The organism is Anaerotignum faecicola, from assembly GCF_003865035.1.
GTDB lineage: Bacteria > Bacillota > Clostridia > Lachnospirales > Anaerotignaceae > Anaerotignum_A > Anaerotignum_A faecicola.
Genome location: NZ_BHVZ01000010.1, coordinates 87,895 through 111,420 on the forward strand (window position 1 = coordinate 87,895; position 23,526 = coordinate 111,420).

The window sequence follows — 23,526 nt, forward strand, 5'->3', positions numbered from 1 at the left end:
CTCCTCCTTATTTGCTCAGCTCCAGCATGCGTGTCAGGGTGTTGCCTGCGGCTTCTGCCTGTGCTCGGTCTACGGATGCCTGATTTTCCTCTGTCTGCAAAACATGCAGCACCTTTTCCAATGTAATCAGCTTCATGTCCCTGCAGGTGGGTGCTGTTTTCGGGAAATAGAAGGTCTTGTCGGGGTTGCGTTTTTTCAGCTCATACAGCACGCCGATTTCCGTCCCGATGATAAATTCCTGCTTTTCGCTTTCGGTCGCATGCTTGATGATGCCTGTGGTGGAGCCGATGTAATCTGCCAGCCTTGTCACAGCTTCGGGACATTCGGGATGCACCAGAACCTCTGCATTGGGGTGTGCGTCCTTCAGCTCCTGTACCTCGGCAGGAGAGATATTCTGATGGATGGGACAGTAGCCATTGACGAGAATGATGTTTTTTTCAGGCACCTGCTCTGCAATGAAGCGACCGAGGTTCTGATCGGGGATAAAGAGGATATTCTGATTGGGCAGGTTGCGGACAATCTGTACCGCGTTGGCGGAAGTCACGCTTACGTCGGACCAGGATTTGATTTCCGCTGTTGAATTGATATAGCAGACAACCGCCAAATCCTCGTAGGCTTCTCTTGCTGCGTCAACCTCTGCCTTTGTTACCATGTGCGCCATGGGGCAGTCCGCGCTTGCATCCGGCATCAGCACCTTCTTTTCGGGGCTTAACAGACAGCCGCTTTCCCCCATGAAGGAGACACCGCAGTAAACGATGATAGGGTTGGGCAGGGTTGCCGCCGTTTTGCTCAACGCGAAGGAATCCCCGACATAATCAGCGATTTCCTGAATTTCATCCGCTACATAATAATGCGCCAGAATGACTGCATTTTTCTGTTCCTTTAAGGCTTTGATTTCATCTTTGATATTCATGCTTTTCCTCGATTCTACTGTGTTTTGTAAATAAGTATTGTAAATAAATTTTTTTGCAGTGGAATTTAGTATAGCACAATTATTTACAAGTGACAAGACAGATGAAAGAAAAGTTGTATTGTTTTGTATTTTTTCAGAAGCAGCTGTTGTGTCGAATAAAAAGCAAAAGCCTCCGCAGGGTCGTACCCCACGAAGGCTTTATGTCTCAATAGGCTGAAATTCCAATTTCGGCTGAGTTATTATTGGCATAGAAGAAGATAAATATCATTTACGTTTGTGCCGGTTGCCCCTGTGATGAGCAGGGCATCTGCCGCCGCCAATGCGGCATTGGAATCATTTTCCGCAAGAACCGCAGGAATGGAAATGCCCTTTTCCGCAAGGATACCGCAGGTTTTCCCGTCCACAATACCGCCTGCGGCATCGGTCGGCCCATCCGTACCGTCAGAGCCTGCCGCAGCAACCACAATGCCTTCCATGCCGGCAATGCGCTCCGCCGCCGCAAGGGCAAGCTCCTGATTTCTGCCGCCCTTGCCCTTCCCGGTGATATGCACAACGGTTTCGCCGCCGCAGAGAACGGCGCAGGGCGGGCGCAGGGGCAGACCGTCCTTCCGGATTGTTTTTGCGATGGATGCAAGAAATCTGCCGGCCTCCCTTGCCTCGCAGTCAAGCATATTCGTCAGAACCAGAGGAGCATAGCCAAGCTGCTCTGCCGCCCTTGCCGCATCGGCGCAAAGCTGTGTCACGCTGCCTGTGATTTCCATAGTGACGTTGGCAAGCGTTTTCGGCGTTTCCATGGCAAGCTGCTTTTGCATTTCCTCTGTCAGCTTGAGCTTGTATTTTTCCGAGATGGCAAATGCTTCCGCCACCGTGGACGCATCCGCGCAGGCAGGGCCGGAGGCAATGGAATCGGGGCGGTCGCCCAGAATATCGCTCAGAGCAATGCAGTACACCTGTGCAGGGGCGCAAAGCTTTGCAAATTTGCCGCCCTTTACGGCAGAAAGATGCTTGCGGATGGTGTTGATTTCCACGATATCTGCGCCGCATTTCAAAAGCTGGTCGGTGATGTCCAGAAAATCCGCAAGGGTCAGCTTGCCGGCAGGACATTCAAAAAGCGCAGAGCCGCCGCCTGAAACCAGAAAGAAAACCGTATCCTTTTCAGTTAAACCGGAAACGGCATCCATGATTTTCTGTGTGCCGAGAATCGTATTTTCATCGGGAAGGGGATGCCCTGCTTCAAGGATGGTAAAGCCGGGGATTTCGCCCTTCGCATGGTCATATTTCGTCAGAACAATGCCTGTATCAATCCTGTGGGGGATATTTTCTGCCGCCGCCTTTGCCATGTTCCAAGCCGCCTTGCCGATGGCAATGACAATCACCTTTCCTTCAAAAGCGAAGGTCTTGCCGCCGATGAACTTTTTTACGGCTTCATCGGGAAGGGATGCCTGAATGGCAGTGTGGAGTATCCTTTTTGCATCAGATAAAATCTCATTCACAGAAACTGCACCTCTTTCTTTTGTATATCAGTTTTATATTTGTTTTTTCAAGTATAGCAAATCAGAGGGGAAAATACAATCGAAAAAGGCGCATAAAAAGGCATATATAAAGGGAAAAGAGCCACCGGGGAAGTGGCTCTCTGTAAAGGGGAGGGTATGTATACTATGTTTATTCATTATCCTCTTCCTTGAGGACATCTTTATCATACCCTGTCAATATGAATCTGATGTGGCTGAAATATGAACGTTTTGTAAACAATGGGGAATATCTTTGAAAAACCCCGTTGCTTCTGCTGATTTTTCGCAGAAAATATGATACTATCTTCCTTAGAAAGAAGCAGGAAAAGAAGAAAGAGGCAGGAAGGGAGCAGAGGAAAATGTTTGGAAAAGAAGAAGTAAAGGTATTTCTGAAGGAAAAAGGAATCCCCTTTCATTGGGTGGAGCATAAAGCGGTTTATACCATTGAGGAGATGGAGGAGCTGGGCTTGGAAAAAATGGAGGAGACGGCAAAAAATCTCTTTTTGCGAGACCAGAAGGGCAAATGCCATTTTCTTGTGGTAATTCGTGCCGATAAGCAGGTGAATCTGAAGGAGCTGGGCGAGAAGCTTGGCGGCGTAAGGCTTTCCTTTGCATCGGAGGAGCGTCTGGAAAAATATCTTGGATTGAAAAAAGGGGCAGTGACACCCTTGGGCATTTTGAATGATACTGCCTGCGCCGTAAAGGTTTTTCTGGACAAGGATTTTCTGGGAAAGGAGGAAATCGGGGTGCATCCCAATGACAATACGGCATCGGTTTATCTGAAAACGACGGATCTTATGCAAATGATAAAGGAGCATGGCAACTCTCTTGAGGTGCTTTCCTTTGCGTAAGCCTTTTCTGCAAGTTTTGGGGAAAAATCATTGAGAAAGCAGGGAAGGTATGCTATACTGAAATATACTTGTGAAAGACTGTCTTTTCATAAGAATTCAGTTTCGAGAGGAAGAAAGAATGGAAAGGAAAGCTGGAACTGCTGTTAAGCCGGGCGAAACAGAGCTGGCAAGACAGCTGGAATATATCCGCGCCATTCGTGCGGAAAATGATGCCTTTGCGGCAGAAAACGGCAGAAAGAAAAAATTCTATTCCCTTGCGATGGGCTGTCAGATGAACGCGCATGATTCCGAAAAGCTGGAAGGGATGCTTGACGAAATGGGCTTTGACAGAACAGACGAGGAAACAGAGGCCGATTTTATCATCTACAACACCTGCTGTGTGCGCGAAAACGCGGAGCAGAAGGTATACGGCAAGCTGGGCTGGCTGAAGCACTATAAGGAAACAAAAAATCCCGATGCGGTGATTGCGCTTTGCGGCTGCATGATGCAGCAGGAAACGGTTTTGCAGACCCTGCGGCAGAAATATCGTCATGTGGATATCGTCTTCGGCACATTTAATCTCTACAAGCTGCCGGAGCTTGTGGCAACACGCATGGAAAGCGGCGAAACGGTGTATGATATCTGGCAGGAGCAGCGTGAGGTTGTGGAGGATTTGCCTGCGATTCGGCATTTCCCCTATAAGGCATCGGTCAATATTATGTTTGGCTGCAACAACTTCTGTTCCTACTGCATCGTGCCGTATGTGCGCGGCAGAGAGCGCAGCCGTACCCCTGAGGATATCCTCGCGGAGGTAAGAAGGCTTGCGGCGGACGGCGTGAAGGAGGTTATGCTTTTAGGGCAGAATGTAAACTCCTATGGCAAAAATCTGGAAACACCCGTTTCCTTTGCAGAGCTTCTGCGGATGGTGAACGAGGTGGAGGGGATTGAACGGATTCGTTTCATGACCTCTCACCCGAAGGATTTGTCCGATGAGCTGATACAGGCAATGGCGGATTGTGATAAGGTATGTAAATATCTGCATCTGCCTGTGCAGAGCGGTAGTGATGAAATTCTGCGCCGCATGAACCGCCATTATACAAAGGAATCCTACATGGAGCTGGTGCGCAAGGCAAGAGCGGCAATGCCGGATATCACCCTGAGCACGGATATCATCGTGGGCTTCCCCGGGGAAACGGAGGAGGATTTCCAAGAAACCTTGGATGTCATCCGCAAATCCCGTTACAGCACCGCGTTTACCTTTATTTATTCCAAGCGGACAGGTACCCCTGCGGCAACTATGGAAAATCAGGTGCCGGAGAATGTCATTAAGGATCGCTTCGACAGGATGCTCAATATTCTTAACCCAATCGTGCATGAGGTGCATGAGGAGCAGCTGGGCAAGGTGATGACGGTATTTGCAGAGGAAGCAAGCAAGCAGGATAAGACTGTTCTGACAGGGCGTGCCGATAACAATATGCTGGTGCATTTTAAGGGCACGGAGGACTTAATCGGGCAGATGGTTCCTGTGAAGATTACAGAAAACAAAACATTTTATTTAATAGGCGAAAGGATGTAAGGTGAAGCATTATGGCAACGATTTTTGAAATGGCAAGAGCATTGGGTGAGGAATTGCAGAAAACCCCTCAGGTGGAAGCGCTGGTAGCGGCAAAGGCTGCATACGAAAGCGACCCCGAAATTGCAAAGCTGGTAGAGGAATACACAAAGCTGCATTATGATTTTGAAGCAAAGATGAATGCAGGCGGCATTTCCATAGAGGAGCAGAGAGCCTTCAATGAACAGATGAAGGCAAAGGGCGAAGCAATCAGAACCAATAAGCTGGCATCTGATTTGTACGTTGCGGAACAGAATTTCAATAACTTCGTAAATTCCGTATTCAACATCATCACAGCAACCCTGACAGGCGAAGAACCCGAACAGGGCGGCGGCTGCGATCCCAGCTGCTGCTCCTCCTGCGGCGGCGGCTGCCACTGATTCAAATAGAAATAAAGGAAGAAAAGCCCGAATAGAGAATCCGTTCTTTATTCGGGTTTGCTTGCAGAAAAAGGAGAAGGAGGACAACATCCATGGCGAAAATCACACCCATGATGCAGCAATACTTTGAAATTAAAGAACAATATAAGCATTGTCTGCTTTTTTTTCGTTTAGGGGATTTTTATGAGATGTTTTTCGAGGATGCGGTCATTGCCTCGAAGGAGCTGGAAATCACCCTGACGGGGAAGGATTGGGGGCAGGAGGAACGAGCCCCTATGTGCGGCGTGCCTTTCCATTCTGCGGATGGATATATTGCCCGTTTGGTGGAACGTGGCTATAAGGTTGCCATCTGCGAGCAGGTGGAGGACCCAAAGACGGCAAAGGGCTTGGTCAAGCGCGATGTTGTGCGTGTCATTACTCCGGGGACGGTTGTGGATAACACTGTTCTGGATGAAACAAAAAATAACTATATTCTCTCCGTTTTCAGCAGCGCAAACGGCTATGGCATTGCGGTCTGCGATGTGACAACAGGCGAATTTCAGACAACGGAATTTCGCAGCGTGCAGGCGGCGGCAAAAATTCTGGATGAAACGGCAAGGTTTTCCCCTGCGGAGCTTGTCTGCAACAGCGAATTTCTTTCCACCCCTTTGGCGAAGGAAATCGAGGAACGGTTTCACCTGTATCTGAATGATATTGACAGCCGCATGTATGAATATAATACCGCAAAGGATACCCTGCTTGCGCATTTCAAGGTGAAAACACTGGAAAGCTTCGGTCTGCAGAAAAAGCTGCTGGCGGTTTCGGCTTCGGGTGCGCTGATGTGGTATCTGAATGAAACGCAGAAAAACGATTTGAGCCATATTTCCGCCCTGAAATATTACACAACAGGGGATTTCATGCTGTTGGATGTTTCCAGCCGCAGAAATCTGGAGCTGACGGAAACCATGCGCGAGAAGAACAAAAAAGGATCGCTTCTGAGCGTGCTGGATAAAACCCAGACTGCGATGGGCGCAAGGCTTCTGCGCAAATGGGTGGAGCAGCCCCTGCTTTCTAAAGAAGAAATCAATCAGCGTCTGGATGGGGTGGAGGAGCTGTTCCAAGACCTGTTCCTCAGAGAGGAAATTAAGGAAATTCTCCATTCCATGTATGACTTTGAACGTATTATGTCCCGTGTGGTGTATCAGAATGCAAACGCAAGGGATTTGGCGGCGCTGAAAAATTCCGTGGAAAATCTGCCGTTGCTGAAGAAGATTCTTTCTCGCTGCAAGAGTCCATATCTGTCCACTCTGCATGACAGACTGGACACGCTGGAGAATATCCATGCGCTGATTGCGCAGTCCATCGTCGAAGACCCTCCGTTTTCCGTGCGCGAGGGCGGCATGATTCGTGAGGGCTTCAATGAGGAGCTGGATACCTACACCAAGGCGAAGGAAAACGGCACCACATGGATTCATCAGCTTGAGGAGGAGGAGCGCGAAAAGACGGGCATTAAAAACCTCAAGGTGCGCTACAATAAGGTGTTCGGCTATTATATTGAGGTCACAAAATCCAATCTGGAGCTGGTGCCGGAAGGCTATATCCGCAAGCAGACGCTTGCCAATGCGGAGCGTTTTATTACACCCGAATTAAAGGAGCTGGAGGAGCTGATTCTCGGCGCGGAGGATAAGATTACCACTCTGGAATACGATATGTTCTGCGAAATTCGCAATGCCGTTGCGGCAGAGGTGGAGCGGATTCAATATTGTGCGTATATCGTTTCTGTTATTGACTGCCTGCAGTCCCTCGCAGAGGTGGCGCAGAACAGAAGCTATGTGAAGCCGCTTGTGGATGACGGTGATGTAATTGAAATTAAGGGCGGCAGACACCCCGTTGTGGAAAAAATGATGGACGGGCAGTTTATCCCGAATGACACCTATTTAGATCGGGAGGACACCAGACTTGCCATCATCACAGGCCCGAATATGGCAGGGAAATCTACATATATGCGGCAGACCGCGCTGATTGTGCTGATGGCGCAGATTGGCAGCTTCGTTCCCGCGGAGCAGGCGCATATCGGCATTGTAGACAGAATCTTCACCCGTGTCGGTGCATCGGATGACCTTTCCGCAGGGCAGAGCACGTTTATGGTGGAAATGACAGAGGTTGCGAACATTCTGCATAACGCAACGAACAAAAGCCTGCTGATTCTGGATGAAATCGGGCGAGGCACAAGCACATTTGATGGGCTTTCCATCGCGTGGGCGGTGCTGGAATATATCGCGGATACGAAGCAGATTGGCGCGAAAACGCTTTTTGCAACGCATTATCATGAATTAAGCGAGCTGGAGGGCAAGCTTTCCGGCGTGAAGAATTACTGCATTGCCGTGCAGGAGCAGGGCGAGGATATTATTTTCCTCCGAAAAATTCAGCGCGGCGGCGCAGACCATAGCTACGGCGTGCAGGTGGCGCGTCTGGCGGGTCTGCCGAATAAGGTGATTCGCCGCAGCGGACAGATTCTCAAGCAGCTGAACGCGGCGGATATTACGAAAAAAGCAAAGCAGATTGCAGTGGAATCCAAGGAGCAGCAGGAGGAAACCGCACAGCAGATGGATATGTTCCATATTGCGGAAACGCAGCTTGCGGATGAAATCTCCAAGCTGGATGTGATGGCGATGACCCCTATTGAAGCACTGCAAACGCTTTTTGAATTGCAGAAAAAGGCAAAAGGGCTGTAAGCCGAGGAAAGGAGGAGGTCTATGCAGAAAATCCGACTGTTGGATGCAAAAACCATCAATAAAATTGCGGCAGGGGAAGTAGTAGAATCTCCGAAATCCGTTGTAAAGGAGCTGACGGAAAACGCCATTGATGCAAACGCCGGCAGTGTGACGATAGAAATTAAGGAGGGCGGCATTTCCTATATCCGCATTACCGATAACGGCACAGGGATTCCCAAGGAGCAGGTGAAGGAAGCCTTTTTGCGCCATGCTACAAGCAAAATGTCGCAGATTGAGGATTTGGAGCATATTTTTACACTGGGCTTTCGCGGCGAAGCATTGGCGAGTATCGCGGCGGTGGCGCAGGTGGAAATGCTGACAAAAACCAGAGACGAGGAAACGGGCACGCGCATTGTGATTCATGCCGGAGAAATACAGGAGCTGGAGGATGCCGCCTGTCGGGAGGGCACTTCCATTACGGTGCGGAATCTTTTTTACAACGTGCCTGCGCGCAGAAAATTTTTGAAAAAGCCTGCGACCGAAAGTGGCTATGTTTCGGATTTGGTGAACAAAATCGCACTGGGGCATCCTGAGGTTGCGATTCATTATATCAATAACGGCAATACTGTTCTGCATACGGCAGGGAACAATGACCCGAAAACGGCGGTGTTTTATGTTTACGGGAAGGATGCGGCAAACAGCATGCTCCCCATTTCCTACCGCAAGGGGGAATATGCCGTCAGCGGTCTGATTGGGAAGCCCGAATTTTGCCGTGCGAACCGCAATTATGAAAATCTTTTCATCAACGGCAGATTTATCAAAAACCCCGTGGTTTCCGCTGCGGTGGAGGATGCGTATAAAACAAAGCTGCTGATTGGGAAATTTCCTGTTTTCGTGCTGAATCTTGCGGTTGAGCCTGCACAGGTGGATGTGAATGTGCATCCTGCGAAGCTGGAGGTTCGCTTTAAGAATGACGATGAGGTATATGAATTTTTCTACAACGCGGTTGCGAAGGCATTGCAGGAAACGGTGCTGATTCCCAAGGCGGTTCTGGAAAAGAAGCCGAAGGAAAGACTGCCGCAGGCGGAACAGCAGACCCTTGCGGATATGCCAAAGGAAAGCATCCTGAAGGAAAGCATCCTGAAGGAAAGCGAACCAAAGGCAGAGCCGACAGCAAATCCCTCTAAAGAAATTCCGCTCCCGCAATCGCAGGGCGTGATTCTTTCCAAAGAGGAAAGGGAAAAGCTCCTGCGTGCGGCAGAAAAGCCGCAGACCCCCACATCGGGCGGACGCAGTGTGGATGAGCTGCTGAAGCGCACCCCAAAGGCGGAGAGCTTTGCACAGACGGCAGTGCCGTACCGCAGGGAAGAGCTGAAGCCGAAAGAGGAACAGCCGATAGAATTGAAGCCGATTGTTTCTGATGAAAAAACGGAAGAGGTAAAGCCGACAGAAGAAAAGCAGCCGTTTTTCCAGAATTATAAAATCATCGGGCAGGTCTTTCGCACCTATTGGATTGTGGAGCAGGGCGATTGCCTGTATCTGATTGACCAGCATGCCGCGCATGAACGGGTGCTGTATGAGGAATTTATGAATAAATTCAAGGAAGAAAGGGTCGCCTCGCAGCGGTTGCTGACACCTCTGATGCTGCAGCTGACACCAATGGAAACAGAGGTACTGCGGCGCAATCTGGCACTTTTGGAAAGCTTCGGCTTTGAGCTGGAGGAATTCGGCGAGAAATATGCCCTGCGCGCAACGCCGTATCTCTTGCAGAACCCGACAGAGGTCGGCTTTTTTACCGATATTCTGGACAGGCTGACAGAGGAGCGCATTTCCAATGTGTATGATACAAAGATACTGGCAGTGGCAACGATGGCGTGTAAGGCGGCGGTCAAGGGGCATGATGTGCTGAGCACGAGAGAGGCGGAGGAGCTGATTCACAGACTGCTTGGTCTGGAGCATCCCTTTACCTGCCCCCATGGCAGACCGACGATTATCGAGCTGACGAAATATGAAATGGAAAAGATGTTTAAACGCATCCAGAATTGAGCAGGTGAAATGATGAAAAAACCATTGATTGTGATTGGCGGCCCAACCGCCTGCGGCAAAACAGGCTTTTCGATTCGGCTTGCAAAGGAAATCGGCGGCGAGGTGATTTCTGCCGATTCCATGCAGATTTACCGCTATATGGACATTGGGACGGCGAAGGTGACACCCGAAGAAGCGGATGGTGTGCCGCATTATCTCATTGATGAGCTGAACCCCGATGAGGAATATAATGTTATGCTCTTTCAGCAGAAGGCAAAGGCGTATATGGAGGAAATCTGGGCGAAGGGAAGGATTCCCATTCTGGTCGGCGGCACGGGGTTTTATATCAATGCCCTGCTGTATGATAATGATTTTACCGAAACGGAAAATGATACCTCCTATCGGGAGGAGTGCTACCGTATCGCCAAGGAGGAGGGGCCGCAGGTGCTGTATGAACGCTTACGGAAAATCGACCCTGCCTATGCGGAAACGATTCATGCGAACAACGTCAAGCGTGTGACGCGTGCCTTGGAATACCATTACCTGACGGGACAGAGATTTTCCGAGCATAATGCGGAGCAGAAGGAAAGGGAAACCCCCTACAATGCGGCGGTGATTCTCCTGACGATGGAGCGGGAAGCGCTATATGCACGCATTGAGCAGAGGATTGATTTGATGATGCAGCAGGGGCTTCTGGCAGAGGTGAAGGGACTTCTGGACAGGGGCTATTCACCGAAGCTGGTTTCTATGCAGGGCATCGGCTATAAGGAATTTGTGCCGTATTTCAACGGAGACTGCACGCTGGACGAAGCAGTTACGCAGCTGAAAACCAATACGCGCCGCTTTGCAAAGCGACAGCTGACATGGTTCCGGCGGCAGATTGAAGGGCTTTGGATAGACATGAGCAAAACAGACGGGGCAGGCGCACTGGCGCAGACGATGACATATTTAAAGGAACGGGGCGTTTTGCAGACAAATAACAATTCATAAGGAAGGGATTGCGATGTGGTCAACCGTTTGGTTTTCGTTTACTTTTTTTGAATTATATGCGTATTTTATGATTTACAGCTTTCTGGGATGGGCAATGGAATCAACGTATGTTTCTATCAATGCGAAAAAATGGGTGAATCGCGGCTTTATCAATGGTCCGTTCTGCCCCATTTACGGCACAGGCGCACTGCTGATTCTTCTGGCACTGGAGCCTGTTTCGGATTCGATTTTGCTGCTGTTTCTGGGCGGCTTTGTGATTGCAACCGTTGTGGAATATCTCATCGGGCTGATATTGGAAAAGCTTTTCCATGCCACATGGTGGGATTATTCCCAAAAGCCCTTTAATATCAAGGGGCGCGTCTGCCTGGAGCGTTCCGTGGAGTGGGGCGTTCTGACAGCCTTCGTGATGCGTGTGGTGCAGCCTGTGATTGCAGATTTTGTGGCGGCGATTCCCCGTGCATGGGGCGAATTTGCGGCAACACTGTTGCTTGCATATCTGGCTGTGGATACCACGATTACGGTGCTGCATATCCTGCGGTTCAACGAAAAGCTGGCATCCCTCAGCGAAGCGCACGATGCGCTGCAGAAAAAGCTCGAGGGAACGAGGCTTTATGCTTCCCGACAGGAAATCATTACGCGTTTCGAGAGCATGCCTGCTGCGGAATTTCTGCGTGAATTTAAGGAACGCATGGCAGAGGAAAATGAAAGGCTGGAGCAGCTGCGCGAGGAGGAACGTCTGCGTCGGCAGCTGGTTCAGGAGGAAATCAAGGAAAAACTGGAAGCCCGTATCAATGCTTTGCAGAAGAGCAGCCTTATCGAGCGCCGTTTGATGCGTGCATACCCAGGTATGCATTCCAAGCGGTTTGATGAAGAATTGAAGGCGTGGAAACGGGAGCTTATGGAAAAGAGAAGTAAGAAAAGCAGAAAGGATGTTTCAAAATGAAAAAATCTTTCGCAAAACTGACTGCCTTATGTCTGGCGGCGGCGGTAGCGTTTGGTGCAGCCGGCTGCGGTAAGGAGAAGAAGGAGACACAGCAGGATAAAAATGCTGTGGCAGCGGATGATACAAAGGAAGACAAGAAAACCGAAAAAGCGGCGGATGCCTTGCAGACAGCAGTAATGCTTGCGGATCAGGCACCTGAGCTTCAGGCAGAGGCGGCAATTTTGATTGAGGCATCTTCGGGGACAATTCTGTATGAAAAAAATGCCACCCAGAAGATGTATCCTGCCAGCATGACAAAAATGCTGACCGCTCTGGTGGCGTTGGATTATTTCAAGCCGGAGGATTTAATTGTGGTTGGTTCTGAAATCAATGAGGTTTCTCTGGATTCCAGCAAGGCGGGGCATGAGCTGGGCGAAACGCTGACAGTAGAAAATGCTATCCGCGGTCTGATTATCCCCTCCGGCAATGACTCTGCAAATGTGGTTGCGGCAGCAGTTGCGAAAAAGGCGGAGAATGACGAAAACATGACCTTCGGTAAATGTGAGGTTGTTTTCACAGACCTGATGAATAAAAAGGCGGAGGAACTAGGCGCAACCAACAGCCATTTTGCAAACGCGCATGGCTACCATTCCGATGACCACTACACCTGCGCGCACGACCTTGCGCTGATTGGCAGAGCGTTTATGGAAAATAAAACGCTGGCAGAAATTGCGAAGGAAAAAAGCTATTCCGGCAACGGCGCAGAGGGCTTAGTCAAAGCGGAGGATACTTCCGTAAAAACACAGGATTACAACTGGCGCAGCCATAACCTGCTGATTACGGATGGGGAATATAATTATCCCTATGCCATCGGCATTAAGACAGGCTTCACCGATGAAGCAGGGGACTGCGTGACAGCAGCGGCGGAAAAGGACGGCGAGGAGCTGATAGCGGTTATCTTCAAATCCGAAGACCCGAACCGTTGGTTGGATGCAAAAAATCTCTTTGAATACGGCTATAACCAGTATGAAAAGATTACAGTTGCAAAGGCAGAGGAAGCTATTGCAGATGCACCTCTGACAAAGCATAAAAAATCCGAAGGGAATACGGTTCCTGTTGTATTCCGGAAGGAGGTTACGGCAATTCTTCCGAAGGATACCGCAAAGGATATGAAGCTGACCGTTTCCTATAACGATACCTATGCGGTAACGGATAAGGAGGGCAATGTTTCCCTGAAGGCTCCCATCGAAAAGGGTGCGGAAATCGGTACGGCAACGTATGAGGTGAAGGGCAAAACCGTTCTGGAGGCTCCCGTTTACGCAGGCAGAGATGTTTCTAAGGGTACCATTTTCAGTGCAATCGGTGATTTCTTCAAGAATCTGTTTACAGTGAAGGGTCTGCTGAAGCTGGTTATCGTCATCATCGTGATTGCGATTATCATTCTGATTATCAAATTCATCAACGGCAGAAGAAACAGACGCGGCTACAGCTTTGGTTCTCCGCGCCGCAGCAGTGGGCTGAGCTTTGGCGGCGGACGCAGAAGACGCAGAGGCGGCAGAAGAAGATTCTGATAAAGGCTTTCTGTGAAATTTCATAAAGACAAAAAGAAAAGGATAAGTCCTCTGAGAAATGAGGATTTATCCTTTTTTTGATGCGTTTATGTTCAGTTTTCTTCAGTCTTCTGCTTTTTCGGCGGACGAGGACCTTCATACTGATAATAATCCGTTTTGATGCGCCCGTTGAACAGCTTTCTCTTTCTGTCTGCCTTTCTGCCAAAGAGGGATTCAAAATATTCCATGGAGGTGATAATATAGGTTGACCAGGTGGGGTCGGTCTGCATGGTTGCGCCAAGCGCACGATACATATTTTCAACCTCCTTCAATTCCCCGATACGCTCCCCATAGGGAGGATTGGAAATCAGCACGCCGTATTTCCCGGGCAATACAATCTCCTGCGAGGGCTTTACCTCGAAGGTGATGCAGTCATCCACGCCTGCAAGCTCTGCATTTGCCTTTGCCAGCTCGATTGCCGCAGGGTCAATGTCACTGCCGTAAATTTCGGGCATAACATCATAATCAATCGCTTGATATGCCTCTTTTCTTGCCTGCTTCCAACGCTCCTTGCCGATGCGTTCCCATTCCTCGGATGCGAATTTGCGATTCAGACCGGGGGCAATGTTGCGTGCAAGCATGGCGGCTTCAATGGGAATTGTTCCTGAGCCGCAGAAGGGGTCTAACAGGATACGATCCTTTCGCCAGTAGCTGAGCTGTACCATGGCGGATGCAAGGGACTCCTTCAGGGGGGCATCCAACGCACTCGCACGATAGCCGCGCATGTGTAAGCCACTGCCGCTGGTGTCAATCGCAAGGGTGACAACATCCTTTAGAATCCCGACCTGAATGGTATAGGATGCGCCTGTTTCATCAAACCAGTCTGTTTTATATTTTTCCTTCAGCTTTTCGACAACAGCCTTCTTGACGATTGCCTGACAGTCCGAAACGCTGAACAGGGTGGATTTTACGGATTTCCCCACAACGGTGAATTTCCCGTCCTCCGGAATCCAATCTCCCCATGGCAGTGCCTTCGTCCGGTCGAATAGCTCCGTAAAGGTAACGGCGGTAAAGGTGCCCATTTTCACCCAGACACGCCCGGCGCATCGCAGCCAGAGGTTTGCCTTTACGATATCGGATTCGTCCCCTGTAAATTCAACCTTGCCGTCTGAGGTTTTGATATTCTGAAAACCGAGAGCCTGACACTCTCTCTTGACTACGGCTTCTAAGCCGAAGGTGGTTGTTGCAATCAGATTGATGCTCATTTGTTCTCTCCCATCTTTTTTCTGTAACGATATGATTTCCTAAGGAACAGTCTATCATTTTTCCTGCCAAAAGAAAAGGCTAATCGGCAGATTTTTCCTGACAGGTTTTTCCCGCATTTTTTGCAAATTTTGCTGCCACCTCTTGAAGAAAGCACGAAAAAAGGGTATCATAGAAAGAATAGAAAAATTTTGATAAAGTGAGGAAAATTATGTACAAAGTATTGAAAAAATGCGGCAGAGCAAAGCGTGCCGAATTCCATACCCCTCATGGAGTAATCCAGACACCCGTCTTTATGAATGTCGGCACAGCGGGTGCGATTAAGGGGGCTGTTTCCACAGAGGATCTGGAGCAGCTGAAATGTCAGGTGGAGCTTTCTAATACCTACCATCTGCATCTGCGCCCCGGGGATAAGCTGATCAAGGAAATGGGCGGTCTGCATAAATTCATGGTCTGGGATAAACCGATTTTGACCGATTCCGGCGGCTTTCAGGTATTCTCTCTTGGGCTTCTGCGCAAAATCAAGGAGGAGGGCGTTTATTTCAGCTCTCATATTGATGGCAGAAAGATTTTTATGGGGCCGGAGGAAAGTATGCAGATTCAGTCCAATCTTGGCTCCACGATCGCGATGGCGTTTGATGAATGCATCGGGCTGCCTGCGGAACGCCCTTATGTAGAGGCATCCGTTGCCAGAACAACCCGTTGGCTGGAACGCTGCAAAAAAGAGATGCACCGCTTGAATCAGCTAGAGGATACCGTTAACCCCAAGCAGATGCTGTTCGGCATCAATCAGGGGGCAACCTTCGAGGATATCCGTATCGAGCATGCAAAACGGATTTCCGAGATGGAGTTGGATGGCTATGCCATCGGCGGTCTTGCGGTAGGGGAATCCCATGCGGAAATGTATCGTATTCTGGATGAGGTTGTACCGTATCTGCCGGAGGAGAAGCCGACTTACCTGATGGGCGTTGGGACACCCGAAAATATTCTGGAGGCGGTAGAACGCGGCGTTGATTTCTTTGACTGCGTCCTGCCTGCAAGAAACGGCCGCCATGCTCATGTGTATACGAATAAGGGTAAGCTGAACCTGTTAAATGCGAAATATGAAAAGGATGATTCGCCCATTGATGATACCTGCGGCTGTCCTGCGTGCAGAAGATACAGCAGAGCCTATATCCGCCATCTGTTCAAAGCAAAGGAAATGCTTGCTATGCGCCTTTGTGTGATGCATAATCTGTATTTCTTCAACAGCATGATGGAGGAAATCAGACAGGCGATTGAGGAAGACCGCTTCCACGCATATAAGGCTGCAAAGCTGGATGGATTTCGCGAAAACGGGAAATAAGCGCTTTCTTACACATAGGCTACTTGACGGAAAATGAAAAATTCTATATAATTATCTACTAGATGTAACATTAAATTTAGAAAAAGTTAGGAGAGAAAAAAATGGGATCATTTTTACTTGACACAGTCGTAAAACCTGCCGGCGAGGCAGCAAAAGCAACCTCCGGCACAACACAGAGCACAGGCCTTTTCGGCACATGGATGACAGACCACCCCGTTATGCTGATTGTGGTTTACTGCGTTGTTCTGTTGGTTATCATGTATTTCCTGTCCATCAGACCCACACAGAAGAAGGAGAAAAAGCTGGCTGAGCTGAGAAATGCAATCGAGGTTGGTGACAGTATCATCACAAACAGCGGATTCTACGGCAAGGTTGTTGATACAACATACGATACACTGATTGTGGAATTCGGTCTAAACAGAGGAATTCGTATCCCTGTTGCGAAAACAGAGGTTTTCGGTAAAGCAGAACCCAATATGTCCAACGAAGCACCTCCGGTAGAAGAAGAACCGAAGAAAAAGGGTCTGTTCCGCAGAGGATAATTATGAAATAAAGAAAAAGCATTGGTTTCGATAAAGGCCGATGCTTTTTATTTGCAAAATTTGCAAAGAATAATTTATCCGGCTTGGCTGAGGAGGAAAAGCAGCTTTACAGGAACGTATTTCATAGCTTTACGGCAATGCGGATTATTTTTGGAAAAGGAAAAGGTAAATGAAAAATAGATTTTTTGTAAAGGAAAAAAGCCTTTTGCTGATTGCAGGCATTGTGTGGCTGATGGCAGGCTTTAATGTTGCCCGATTGGGTGTGCTGTCCTATTTGCAGATTGAAAGGCAGTGGTATTTATATTTGCTGTCCATGCTTGTGTTTTTTCTTTTTGGAAGAATGTTTTTTAAGATGAGCAAAAAGCATACAAAGCGCATTATAGCCTATGAGGAATATCGTCCGTTTTGGCATTTTTTTGATAAAAAGGCTTATATTATGATGGCTTGCATGATGGGTGGCGGCATTGGTCTGCGTGCCGCAGGGGTTTTTCCGGATACATTTGTTGCGTTTTTCTATTCCGGCTTGGGCTGCGCCTTGGCATTGGCAGGCGTAGTGTTTGCAAGAAATTATTTATGCTATCACAATTTGATGGAAAGGGAACAGGAAGCATGAGAGAAATTATTTGACAGCTTACGGACTCTATGGCAGCATAGAGTTCGTTTTTTGGTAATAACCAAATAAGGACGTTCATCAAAAAAGAAAGAACGTCCTTATTTATTGTTTTTTAGTTGCTTAGATATTTCATCATAACCTGAAGCAAAACATTCATGTCAATAGGCTTAGCAACATGGTCATTCATGTCTGCCTCCAGTGCGGCCTGCTGATCCTCGGAAAAAGCATTCGCTGTCATTGCAAGAATGGGTATTTCTGTTTTTTTTCGATTTTCCAGCTGCCTGATTTTTTTCGTTGTCTCATAGCCGTTTAGAATCGGCATTTGAATATCCATCAGCATCAAGTCATAATAGCCATCCTCTGCATGACTGAGCATATCCACACACATCTGACCATCCGCGGCGTGTTCAAAAATCGTATACAAAGAATAGAACAGCGCCTCTATATCCTCAGCCTCTAATCGCAGGGTGGCTGTTCCGCTTTCGATGCGGGCAATCAATTACCCACCAGACAGTCGGAATCCATCCGGCAGTCGGGGCAATATCCACCTACCAGGTATCGTTCGGAATCCCACATTCAACGGTAAGGCAATTTTGGGGATATCTTTTTGGCTCTTTTTACGGCGGTGCTGCATTTATCCATTTCGGGGTACTCCTTTTAGAATAGTATTTTTACGAGATAAATCATATTTATTTATGATGGAAGCTTATTCACCTAAAGATAACATAACATGGATTTTATGTACACGTCAACAGATTGATAAAAAAAGGGGGTGCGGGCAAATAGCCCGCACCCCCAAGAGTGAGTCTGTTTTCTTTTCGATGCTTTCCGATTTATCAGTCCGCCTGCATCGGCTTAGTATTCTCAACGAAGCGGTGAAGCATGGCGGCGATCTCAGCGCGGGTCGCCGTACCCTGTGGATCAAGCAGAGTTTCGGCTTTTCCCTTTATCAATCCGTTGCCGACTGCCCATTGCATTACTGTGTTTGCGTAATCCGTAATCTTGTCCGCGTCCTCGAACTTGTCAAGATTTCCTGTGACGGTCAGTTTGTAGCCCTTGTAGTCCGCGTAGCGGTAGAAGATGGCGGTAAGCTGTTCTCGGGTAATGGGATCGTCCGGGCCGAATTTGTCCATGCTGTAGCCTGCAAAGATGCCATTCTCTGCCGCCCATGTGATTGCGTCGGCGTACCACCTTCCGGCTTCCACATCGGTAAAGCTGTTTTCGCCCTTCGGCGCGAGGCTGCCCTCCATGCGCCAGAGAATGGTCGCCATCATGCCGCGTGTCACCGTCCCGTGCGGACTGAACAGGGTCTTGCTCGTGCCGAGCATCAGACCATTTTTGTAAACGAACATCGCATCGTTGTAGAACCAGTCCTTTTCGGAAACATCAGTAAAGGGGTTTACGACTATGTCCGGATTTTCATCCGCGCGCCAGCCTGCGTATACGGTCATATTTTTCGTAAGAGAAACCTCAGAAACCTGATTTGTCAGGCTACGGTCGCTGTACCAGCCGATAAAGGTATACCCATGCCGAGTCGGAACGTATTTTGTCAGGCTGATTCGGGTGTTGTTTTCTTCCCGCATGTCGGTTATAGTACTGCCGCCATTGGTTTCAAAATGCAGCGTGTAATAGGTGACGGACGGTTTGCGGCTGCCGCCACCGCCGCCACTGCCGCTACTGCCGCCGGCAAACTTCGCCGTCAGCTTGGTTACATCCGCCGAGACGCTTTCGCTGGGCGCGTAAAGGTTTCCGTCACTGCCAAGCCACTTAAAGTAATTTTCGGTATTTCCGTCCGGGCGGGTCAGACCATCGGACGCAGGCGCGGTAAAGCTCTCGCCATTTTTCACGATGATTTGAATATCCTCAGCGCTACCGCCCAGCGTGCCGCCGCCAAGGGCAAGGGTAACGGCCTTCAGTCCGCCAGAACCCAGTGTGTCAGGGTTCAGGACTTCAAGGACGGGGCGGAAACCAAGGGTGACATCCCGATCCGAGGACGAGCTGCAACCCCAGAAGCGGGCCGAGTGGAACCCGCGAACCGCACGGAATGGAGTCGAATTATCGGGTCTGGTGTCTTGCCCCCAGGAAGCCATCCGCTTCCAGTTTTTGATATATCCGTCGTTCTTGTCCAGCATCTTATCCCATTCGTTGATTTGTGGCGTGCCGTGTTGGGACTCATCCGAGCCTGTACGACCACTTCCCGCGGACGGCGCACGCAGTGTATAGTTCACGCCGCCTGCGGCGTAGTCCTTGCCGAAAATCAGATCTGCGGTATTCAGGTCATTCCAGCTTATCGTATGCGTTACATTGTGATTCGCAATAAACAGGCTGTGGGGATATTTGTTCTGCTGTGCATATTTCTCGGTGGTTTCCTTCTCCGATGTGAGCTTGTAAGCATCCACTGTTCCGGCGTAGGTAAAGGGAACATAGTGCAGCGTCGTATCCGGCAAGGAAGTCGCGCCAAAGATGTTTCCGGTGTTCACCGTGCCGGGAATGCTCGCGCCGGAGAGGTCAAAGTAATAGGTGCCGCCGGGAACGAGGTTGAACTGCTCTGGGGGAGCAAACTGTGCCGTCAGCTTGGTTACATTTGCCGGAACGCTTTTACCGGGTGCGTACAGGTTTCCATCACTGCCAAGCCACTTAAAGCTGCTGCCGTTATTTCCGTCAGGGCGTGTCAGACCATCGGACGTAGGCGCGGTAAATGCACTGCCGTTTTTCACGATGATTTGAATATCCTCGGAGCTATTCCCCAGCTTGCCGCCGCCAAGGTCGAGGGTAACGACCTTCAGCCCGTCAGCGCCCAGCGTGTCCGGGTTCAGGACTTCAAGGATGGGGCGAAAACCGAGGATCGTGTAGTTGTTAATAGCAGAGCTGTAGTTGGTCCAGTAGCGGGCCGAATTGGATCCGCGAACCGCACGGAGACTCGGAGCATATTTCGCATTATCCTGTCCCCACGAAAACATCCTGCTCCAGTTTTTGACGTATCCTTCGTCCTTGTTCATTATCATGTCCCATTCGTTGCTTTGGGGGTTGCCGCGTTCTGAATCACCCGAACCTTTACTGGCACTTCCCTCGGACGGCACTCGCATGGTATAGTCTATGCCGCCGCTGGCGTAGCCTTTGCCGAAAATCAGCCCTGCGGCATTCAGCTCATCCCAGCTTGTTTCATTCGTTACGGCATAATCCGCAATGAACAGGCTGTGGGGATATTTGTTCTGCTGTGCATACTCATCGGTGGCTTCCATCGTTGACGTGAGCTTATAGGCATCCGCTGTTCCTGCGTAGGTAAAGGGAACATAATGCAGGGTGTTGTCCGGCAGATCGCTGTTTGCCGTGCCGGGGATGTTTTCGCCGAAGAGGTCAAAGTAATAGGTGCCGCCGGAATCAAGGTTGAACTGCTCCTCGACCGTATGCTCCTGCGCACGGATAATGGCGTAGAGCCCGACAACATAGATATTTTTCAGATCCCCCATCGATGGATCGCCGGTGCCATCCTTGCTGAACATAACGGAGCCAAGGTAGGCATCCTCCTTCCCGTCATAGGCGTTCAGCGCCTCGGTAAGTGCCTGATGGTCCGCATAGCGCGTAATAGGGTTGCCGTTGAATGTCAAGGCAGTCTCATTTGTGATGGGCTTCTGCGTGTAGAAGGCGAAATACAGCAGATAGATGTTGTCCTTCTCGTAAGTATCATCCGCTTTCAGCTTTTTGGGCTCGCCGTCCTGCTGCCACAGCGCGCGGCCAAAATCAAGGAACGTCAAGTCGCTGGCGAATGCTGCCGAGCCGTCTCCTATCTTTTTGCCTTCCTCCGGTTTGGGGAAGGTAATATCGACGCTTGTCAACGCTTGCGTAGGCGTATCCTCGTTGCCCTCGGCAAAGGCCGCCGTCGGCATAAGGCATAGCACCATACACAAGGTGAGCAGGATGCTGAGTATTCGTTTCTTCATAGGCTTTCTCCTCCTGTTCGTTTCGGTTGGACTTGCTCGTCCCACCTTTTTTCTGATTTTCTCTGTTTCTGAGCCGAATGCACAGCGCGATAATCGCTGCCGCCGCTGCAAAGGAAACGAAGGTCATCGGCACATGGTCGCTCGCGTTCTCCCACAGCAGTATCGTGCCGAGGCTGCATCCAACGGGTGTTTTCGCGCACTCTTTGCTTGACGAGCGCGACTCGTATTGCGGTATCGTACATATCGTTCGAACCTCCTTTCTCCGTTTGTGTGAAGCTTTGGCTGAAAAGTCCTTTCACTTATATAGGTACATAAAATCGGAAAAACTCTCACCCAAAATGCAAATTTTTTTAAATTTTTTCAATTTTTTTTAACAATGTGGCTCTTGGAAATGGATTGCCGCTCGATGGCGATACCCTCTATTTGCAATCAATTCGCATATTGACAAATGCAAAGCAGTACGGTATACTAATTTGCAAATAAGTTGCAAATTGGAGGGGTGGCTGATGGCAAGGTATCTGACGCGGCAGCGCAAGCAGCTTCTCGAATATCTTTCAAAGCATACAGATGAACAGATGACCGCACGGCAGATAGCCGATGCACTGACGGCAGAGAGTATCAGCATCAGCGCCGTTTATCGTAATTTATCCGCCTTGGAGGAGGAGGGAATTCTGAAGCGCAGTATCCGAGAGAACACCAGAGAGGTGTATTATCAATATATTGCCGCAGAGGGATGTAAGGACAGTCTGCATCTATCCTGTCGGGTATGCGGGAAAAGCATTCATCTTGGAGAAAAGGAAACGGAACAGCTTCTGCATAGCACGCTGGAAAGCACAGGCTTTCAAATCGACAAAACGGAAACGATTCTGTATGGCGTTTGCGCCGATTGCAGAAAATAAAAGAGCAGAAAATAGAAGGGTGGTGAGCAGAATGGAAAGAAAAAAGAGAAATAGAATTGCAGCATTGCTTCTTGCCGTGACCATTCTGGTCATCATGCTTTACTCTGCTTTTTTTGTTGCGGCAGAAGCCGACCACGATTGCGTGGGCGAAGGCTGCCCGATTTGCTATCAGATTGATGCTTGCCAAAACACACTGAAAAGCCTTTCGCTTGCTGTATGCGTTACAGCCGTTGCTGTTGCGTTTACATATATTTTGTGCAGGTGTATTTCTCTCTGCACGGACTATGCACAAAGAGATACCTTGGTATCTCTCAAGGTGAAGCTTTCGAATTAAATAAGAGCCTTTTACAAGGGTGAAGTCTATCTGTTTTCGGATAGGCTTTTGCGGCGTTGCTGTTACCCTTGTATTTTTGTGCCTATTTTTAGTTCTTATTATAATTCGGAGGTAAATATAATCATGAAAAAGATAACTGCGCTGCTGCTTGCGCTTTTCATGCTTGTCGCCGCTCTTGCCGGCTGCGGAAAGCAGAATGATACCAATCAGACAGACAAACTGAGCATTGTCACCACCATTTTTCCCGAATATGACTGGGTTAGGGAAATCCTTGGTGACAAGGCTGACAACGCAGAAATCACAATGCTGCTGGATAACGGCGTTGACCTGCACAGCTATCAGCCCACGGCAGATGATATTGTTAAAATCTCGGATTGCGACCTGTTTATCTATGTAGGCGGCGAGTCCGACGAATGGGTGGAGGATGCCCTGAGAAATGCCGCCAACGGGAATATGAAGGTTATCAATTTGCTGGAGGTACTGGGTGATTCCGTAAAAACGGAAGAAATTGTTGAGGGGATGCAGGAGGCGGAGCACGAGTACGAGGATGCAGAGGAACACGAGCACGAGGATGCCCATGCACATGAGGATGCAGAGGAGCACGAGCACGAGGAGGAAGCTGACGAGCATGTTTGGCTGTCCCTGAAAAATGCCAAAATGCTGGTCAGAGTGATTTCCAAAGCCTTGCAGGAGCTTGACCCCGATAACAAGGATATCTATGCCGCCAATGCCGATGCTTATGTAAAGAAGCTGTCTGCTCTTGACGCAGAGTATCAGGCAGCCGTGGATGCAGCAAGCAATAAAACCATCCTGTTTGGCGACCGTTTTCCGTTCCGCTATCTGGTGGATGATTATGGTCTGCGCTACTATGCCGCTTTTGTTGGCTGCTCCGCTGAAACCGAAGCCGGCTTTGAGACCATTTCGTTTCTTGCCAAGAGGGTGGACGAATTGAAGCTGCCCTGCGTGTTGACTATTGAGGGCGCACAGCACAAGATTGCCGAAACCGTTGTCCGGAACACGACAGCGAAAAATCAAAGGGTGCTGACGATGGATTCCATGCAGTCTACCACTTCTAAAGATGTGAAAAACGGCACGACTTATCTCTCCGTTATGGAGAAAAACCTTTCCGTGCTGAAGGAAGCATTGAGATAAGGAGGCAGGTT

The 23,526-nt window shown here is 49.3% G+C and carries 19 protein-coding genes; 14 read left to right on the forward strand and 5 right to left on the reverse strand.

Going from position 1 to position 23,526, the window contains the following annotated elements; genetic code table 11:
* Nucleotides 1–7 precede the first annotated feature (7 nt).
* Both nadA and EJE48_RS09355 read right to left on the reverse strand, forming a co-directional pair.
* The gene (nadA, locus tag EJE48_RS09350; RefSeq protein WP_124984523.1) at nt 8–913 is read right to left on the reverse strand and encodes a quinolinate synthase NadA; all 906 of its coding nucleotides are present in this window, start codon (nt 911–913) and stop codon (nt 8–10) included.
* Between the two features lie 239 nt (nt 914–1,152).
* Entirely contained in the window at nt 1,153–2,406 is a 1,254-nt protein-coding gene (locus EJE48_RS09355; protein ID WP_124984524.1) for a glycerate kinase type-2 family protein, read from the reverse strand.
* Between the two features lie 377 nt (nt 2,407–2,783).
* Between EJE48_RS09355 and EJE48_RS09360 the strand changes: the two genes are divergently transcribed.
* The 8 genes from EJE48_RS09360 (at nt 2,784) to EJE48_RS09395 (ending at nt 13,447) form a co-directional block, all read left to right on the forward strand.
* Nucleotides 2,784–3,275 carry a prolyl-tRNA synthetase associated domain-containing protein gene (locus EJE48_RS09360; protein WP_124984525.1) on the forward strand — a complete coding sequence of 164 codons (492 nt, stop codon included), beginning with the start codon at nt 2,784–2,786 and terminating at the stop codon, nt 3,273–3,275.
* A 118-nt stretch (nt 3,276–3,393) separates the two neighbouring features.
* A complete protein-coding gene (gene miaB, locus EJE48_RS09365; RefSeq protein ID WP_016407337.1) occupies nt 3,394–4,830 on the forward strand; it encodes a tRNA (N6-isopentenyl adenosine(37)-C2)-methylthiotransferase MiaB in 1,437 nt (478 codons plus the stop codon).
* An 11-nt stretch (nt 4,831–4,841) separates the two neighbouring features.
* The gene (locus tag EJE48_RS09370; RefSeq protein ID WP_016407336.1) at nt 4,842–5,246 is read left to right on the forward strand and encodes a YlbF family regulator; all 405 of its coding nucleotides are present in this window, start codon (nt 4,842–4,844) and stop codon (nt 5,244–5,246) included.
* A gap of 92 nt (nt 5,247–5,338) precedes the next feature.
* Nucleotides 5,339–7,960, forward strand: a complete 2,622-nt coding sequence (gene mutS / locus EJE48_RS09375) for a DNA mismatch repair protein MutS (RefSeq protein WP_118578842.1) — start codon at nt 5,339–5,341, stop codon at nt 7,958–7,960.
* Nucleotides 7,961–7,981: 21 nt separating this feature from the next.
* Nucleotides 7,982–9,985 carry a DNA mismatch repair endonuclease MutL gene (gene mutL, locus EJE48_RS09380; RefSeq protein WP_118578840.1) on the forward strand — a complete coding sequence of 668 codons (2,004 nt, stop codon included), beginning with the start codon at nt 7,982–7,984 and terminating at the stop codon, nt 9,983–9,985.
* A 12-nt stretch (nt 9,986–9,997) separates the two neighbouring features.
* A complete protein-coding gene (gene miaA, locus EJE48_RS09385; RefSeq protein ID WP_016407333.1) occupies nt 9,998–10,954 on the forward strand; it encodes a tRNA (adenosine(37)-N6)-dimethylallyltransferase MiaA in 957 nt (318 codons plus the stop codon).
* A 13-nt stretch (nt 10,955–10,967) separates the two neighbouring features.
* Nucleotides 10,968–11,897, forward strand: coding sequence for a putative ABC transporter permease (locus tag EJE48_RS09390; RefSeq protein ID WP_118578838.1), 930 nt, complete (start codon nt 10,968–10,970; stop codon nt 11,895–11,897).
* Nucleotides 11,894–13,447, forward strand: a complete 1,554-nt coding sequence (locus EJE48_RS09395) for a D-alanyl-D-alanine carboxypeptidase family protein (RefSeq protein ID WP_118578836.1) — start codon at nt 11,894–11,896, stop codon at nt 13,445–13,447. Before EJE48_RS09390 ends, EJE48_RS09395 begins: the two co-directional genes overlap by 4 nt.
* Nucleotides 13,448–13,539: 92 nt before the next feature.
* Here the strand turns inward: EJE48_RS09395 and EJE48_RS09400 are convergent, their stop codons facing one another.
* Nucleotides 13,540–14,691 carry a THUMP domain-containing class I SAM-dependent RNA methyltransferase gene (locus EJE48_RS09400; protein ID WP_118578834.1) on the reverse strand — a complete coding sequence of 384 codons (1,152 nt, stop codon included), beginning with the start codon at nt 14,689–14,691 and terminating at the stop codon, nt 13,540–13,542.
* Nucleotides 14,692–14,900: 209 nt separating this feature from the next.
* On the opposite strand from EJE48_RS09400, the gene tgt reads away from it, so the two are divergent.
* The 3 genes from tgt to EJE48_RS09415 all read left to right on the forward strand — a co-directional run bounded on the left by tgt (nt 14,901) and on the right by EJE48_RS09415 (nt 17,189).
* Nucleotides 14,901–16,034 (forward strand): tRNA guanosine(34) transglycosylase Tgt, encoded by a 1,134-nt coding sequence (tgt, locus tag EJE48_RS09405; protein WP_118578832.1) that lies wholly within the window; start codon nt 14,901–14,903, stop codon nt 16,032–16,034.
* Nucleotides 16,035–16,135: 101 nt separating this feature from the next.
* Nucleotides 16,136–16,576, forward strand: a complete 441-nt coding sequence (gene yajC, locus EJE48_RS12720) for a preprotein translocase subunit YajC (RefSeq protein WP_016407328.1) — start codon at nt 16,136–16,138, stop codon at nt 16,574–16,576.
* Nucleotides 16,577–16,745: 169 nt separating this feature from the next.
* Nucleotides 16,746–17,189 (forward strand): hypothetical protein, encoded by a 444-nt coding sequence (locus EJE48_RS09415; protein WP_118578830.1) that lies wholly within the window; start codon nt 16,746–16,748, stop codon nt 17,187–17,189.
* Nucleotides 17,190–17,301: 112 nt separating this feature from the next.
* On the opposite strand, the gene EJE48_RS09420 is transcribed toward EJE48_RS09415, so the two are convergent.
* Together EJE48_RS09420 and EJE48_RS09425 are read right to left on the reverse strand one after the other, a co-directional pair.
* Nucleotides 17,302–17,688, reverse strand: coding sequence for a response regulator (locus EJE48_RS09420; protein ID WP_243108013.1), 387 nt, complete (start codon nt 17,686–17,688; stop codon nt 17,302–17,304).
* Between the two features lie 337 nt (nt 17,689–18,025).
* A complete protein-coding gene (locus tag EJE48_RS09425) occupies nt 18,026–21,076 on the reverse strand; it encodes an S-layer homology domain-containing protein (protein ID WP_160117347.1) in 3,051 nt (1,016 codons plus the stop codon).
* Between the two features lie 560 nt (nt 21,077–21,636).
* Between EJE48_RS09425 and EJE48_RS09435 the strand changes: the two genes are divergently transcribed.
* The 3 genes from EJE48_RS09435 (at nt 21,637) to EJE48_RS09445 (ending at nt 23,515) form a co-directional block, all read left to right on the forward strand.
* The gene (locus EJE48_RS09435; RefSeq protein WP_118578826.1) at nt 21,637–22,029 is read left to right on the forward strand and encodes a Fur family transcriptional regulator; all 393 of its coding nucleotides are present in this window, start codon (nt 21,637–21,639) and stop codon (nt 22,027–22,029) included.
* Between the two features lie 31 nt (nt 22,030–22,060).
* Entirely contained in the window at nt 22,061–22,363 is a 303-nt protein-coding gene (locus EJE48_RS09440) for an AraC family transcriptional regulator (protein WP_124984527.1), read from the forward strand.
* A 123-nt stretch (nt 22,364–22,486) separates the two neighbouring features.
* Entirely contained in the window at nt 22,487–23,515 is a 1,029-nt protein-coding gene (locus EJE48_RS09445; protein WP_118578822.1) for a metal ABC transporter substrate-binding protein, read from the forward strand.
* Nucleotides 23,516–23,526 lie beyond the last annotated feature (11 nt).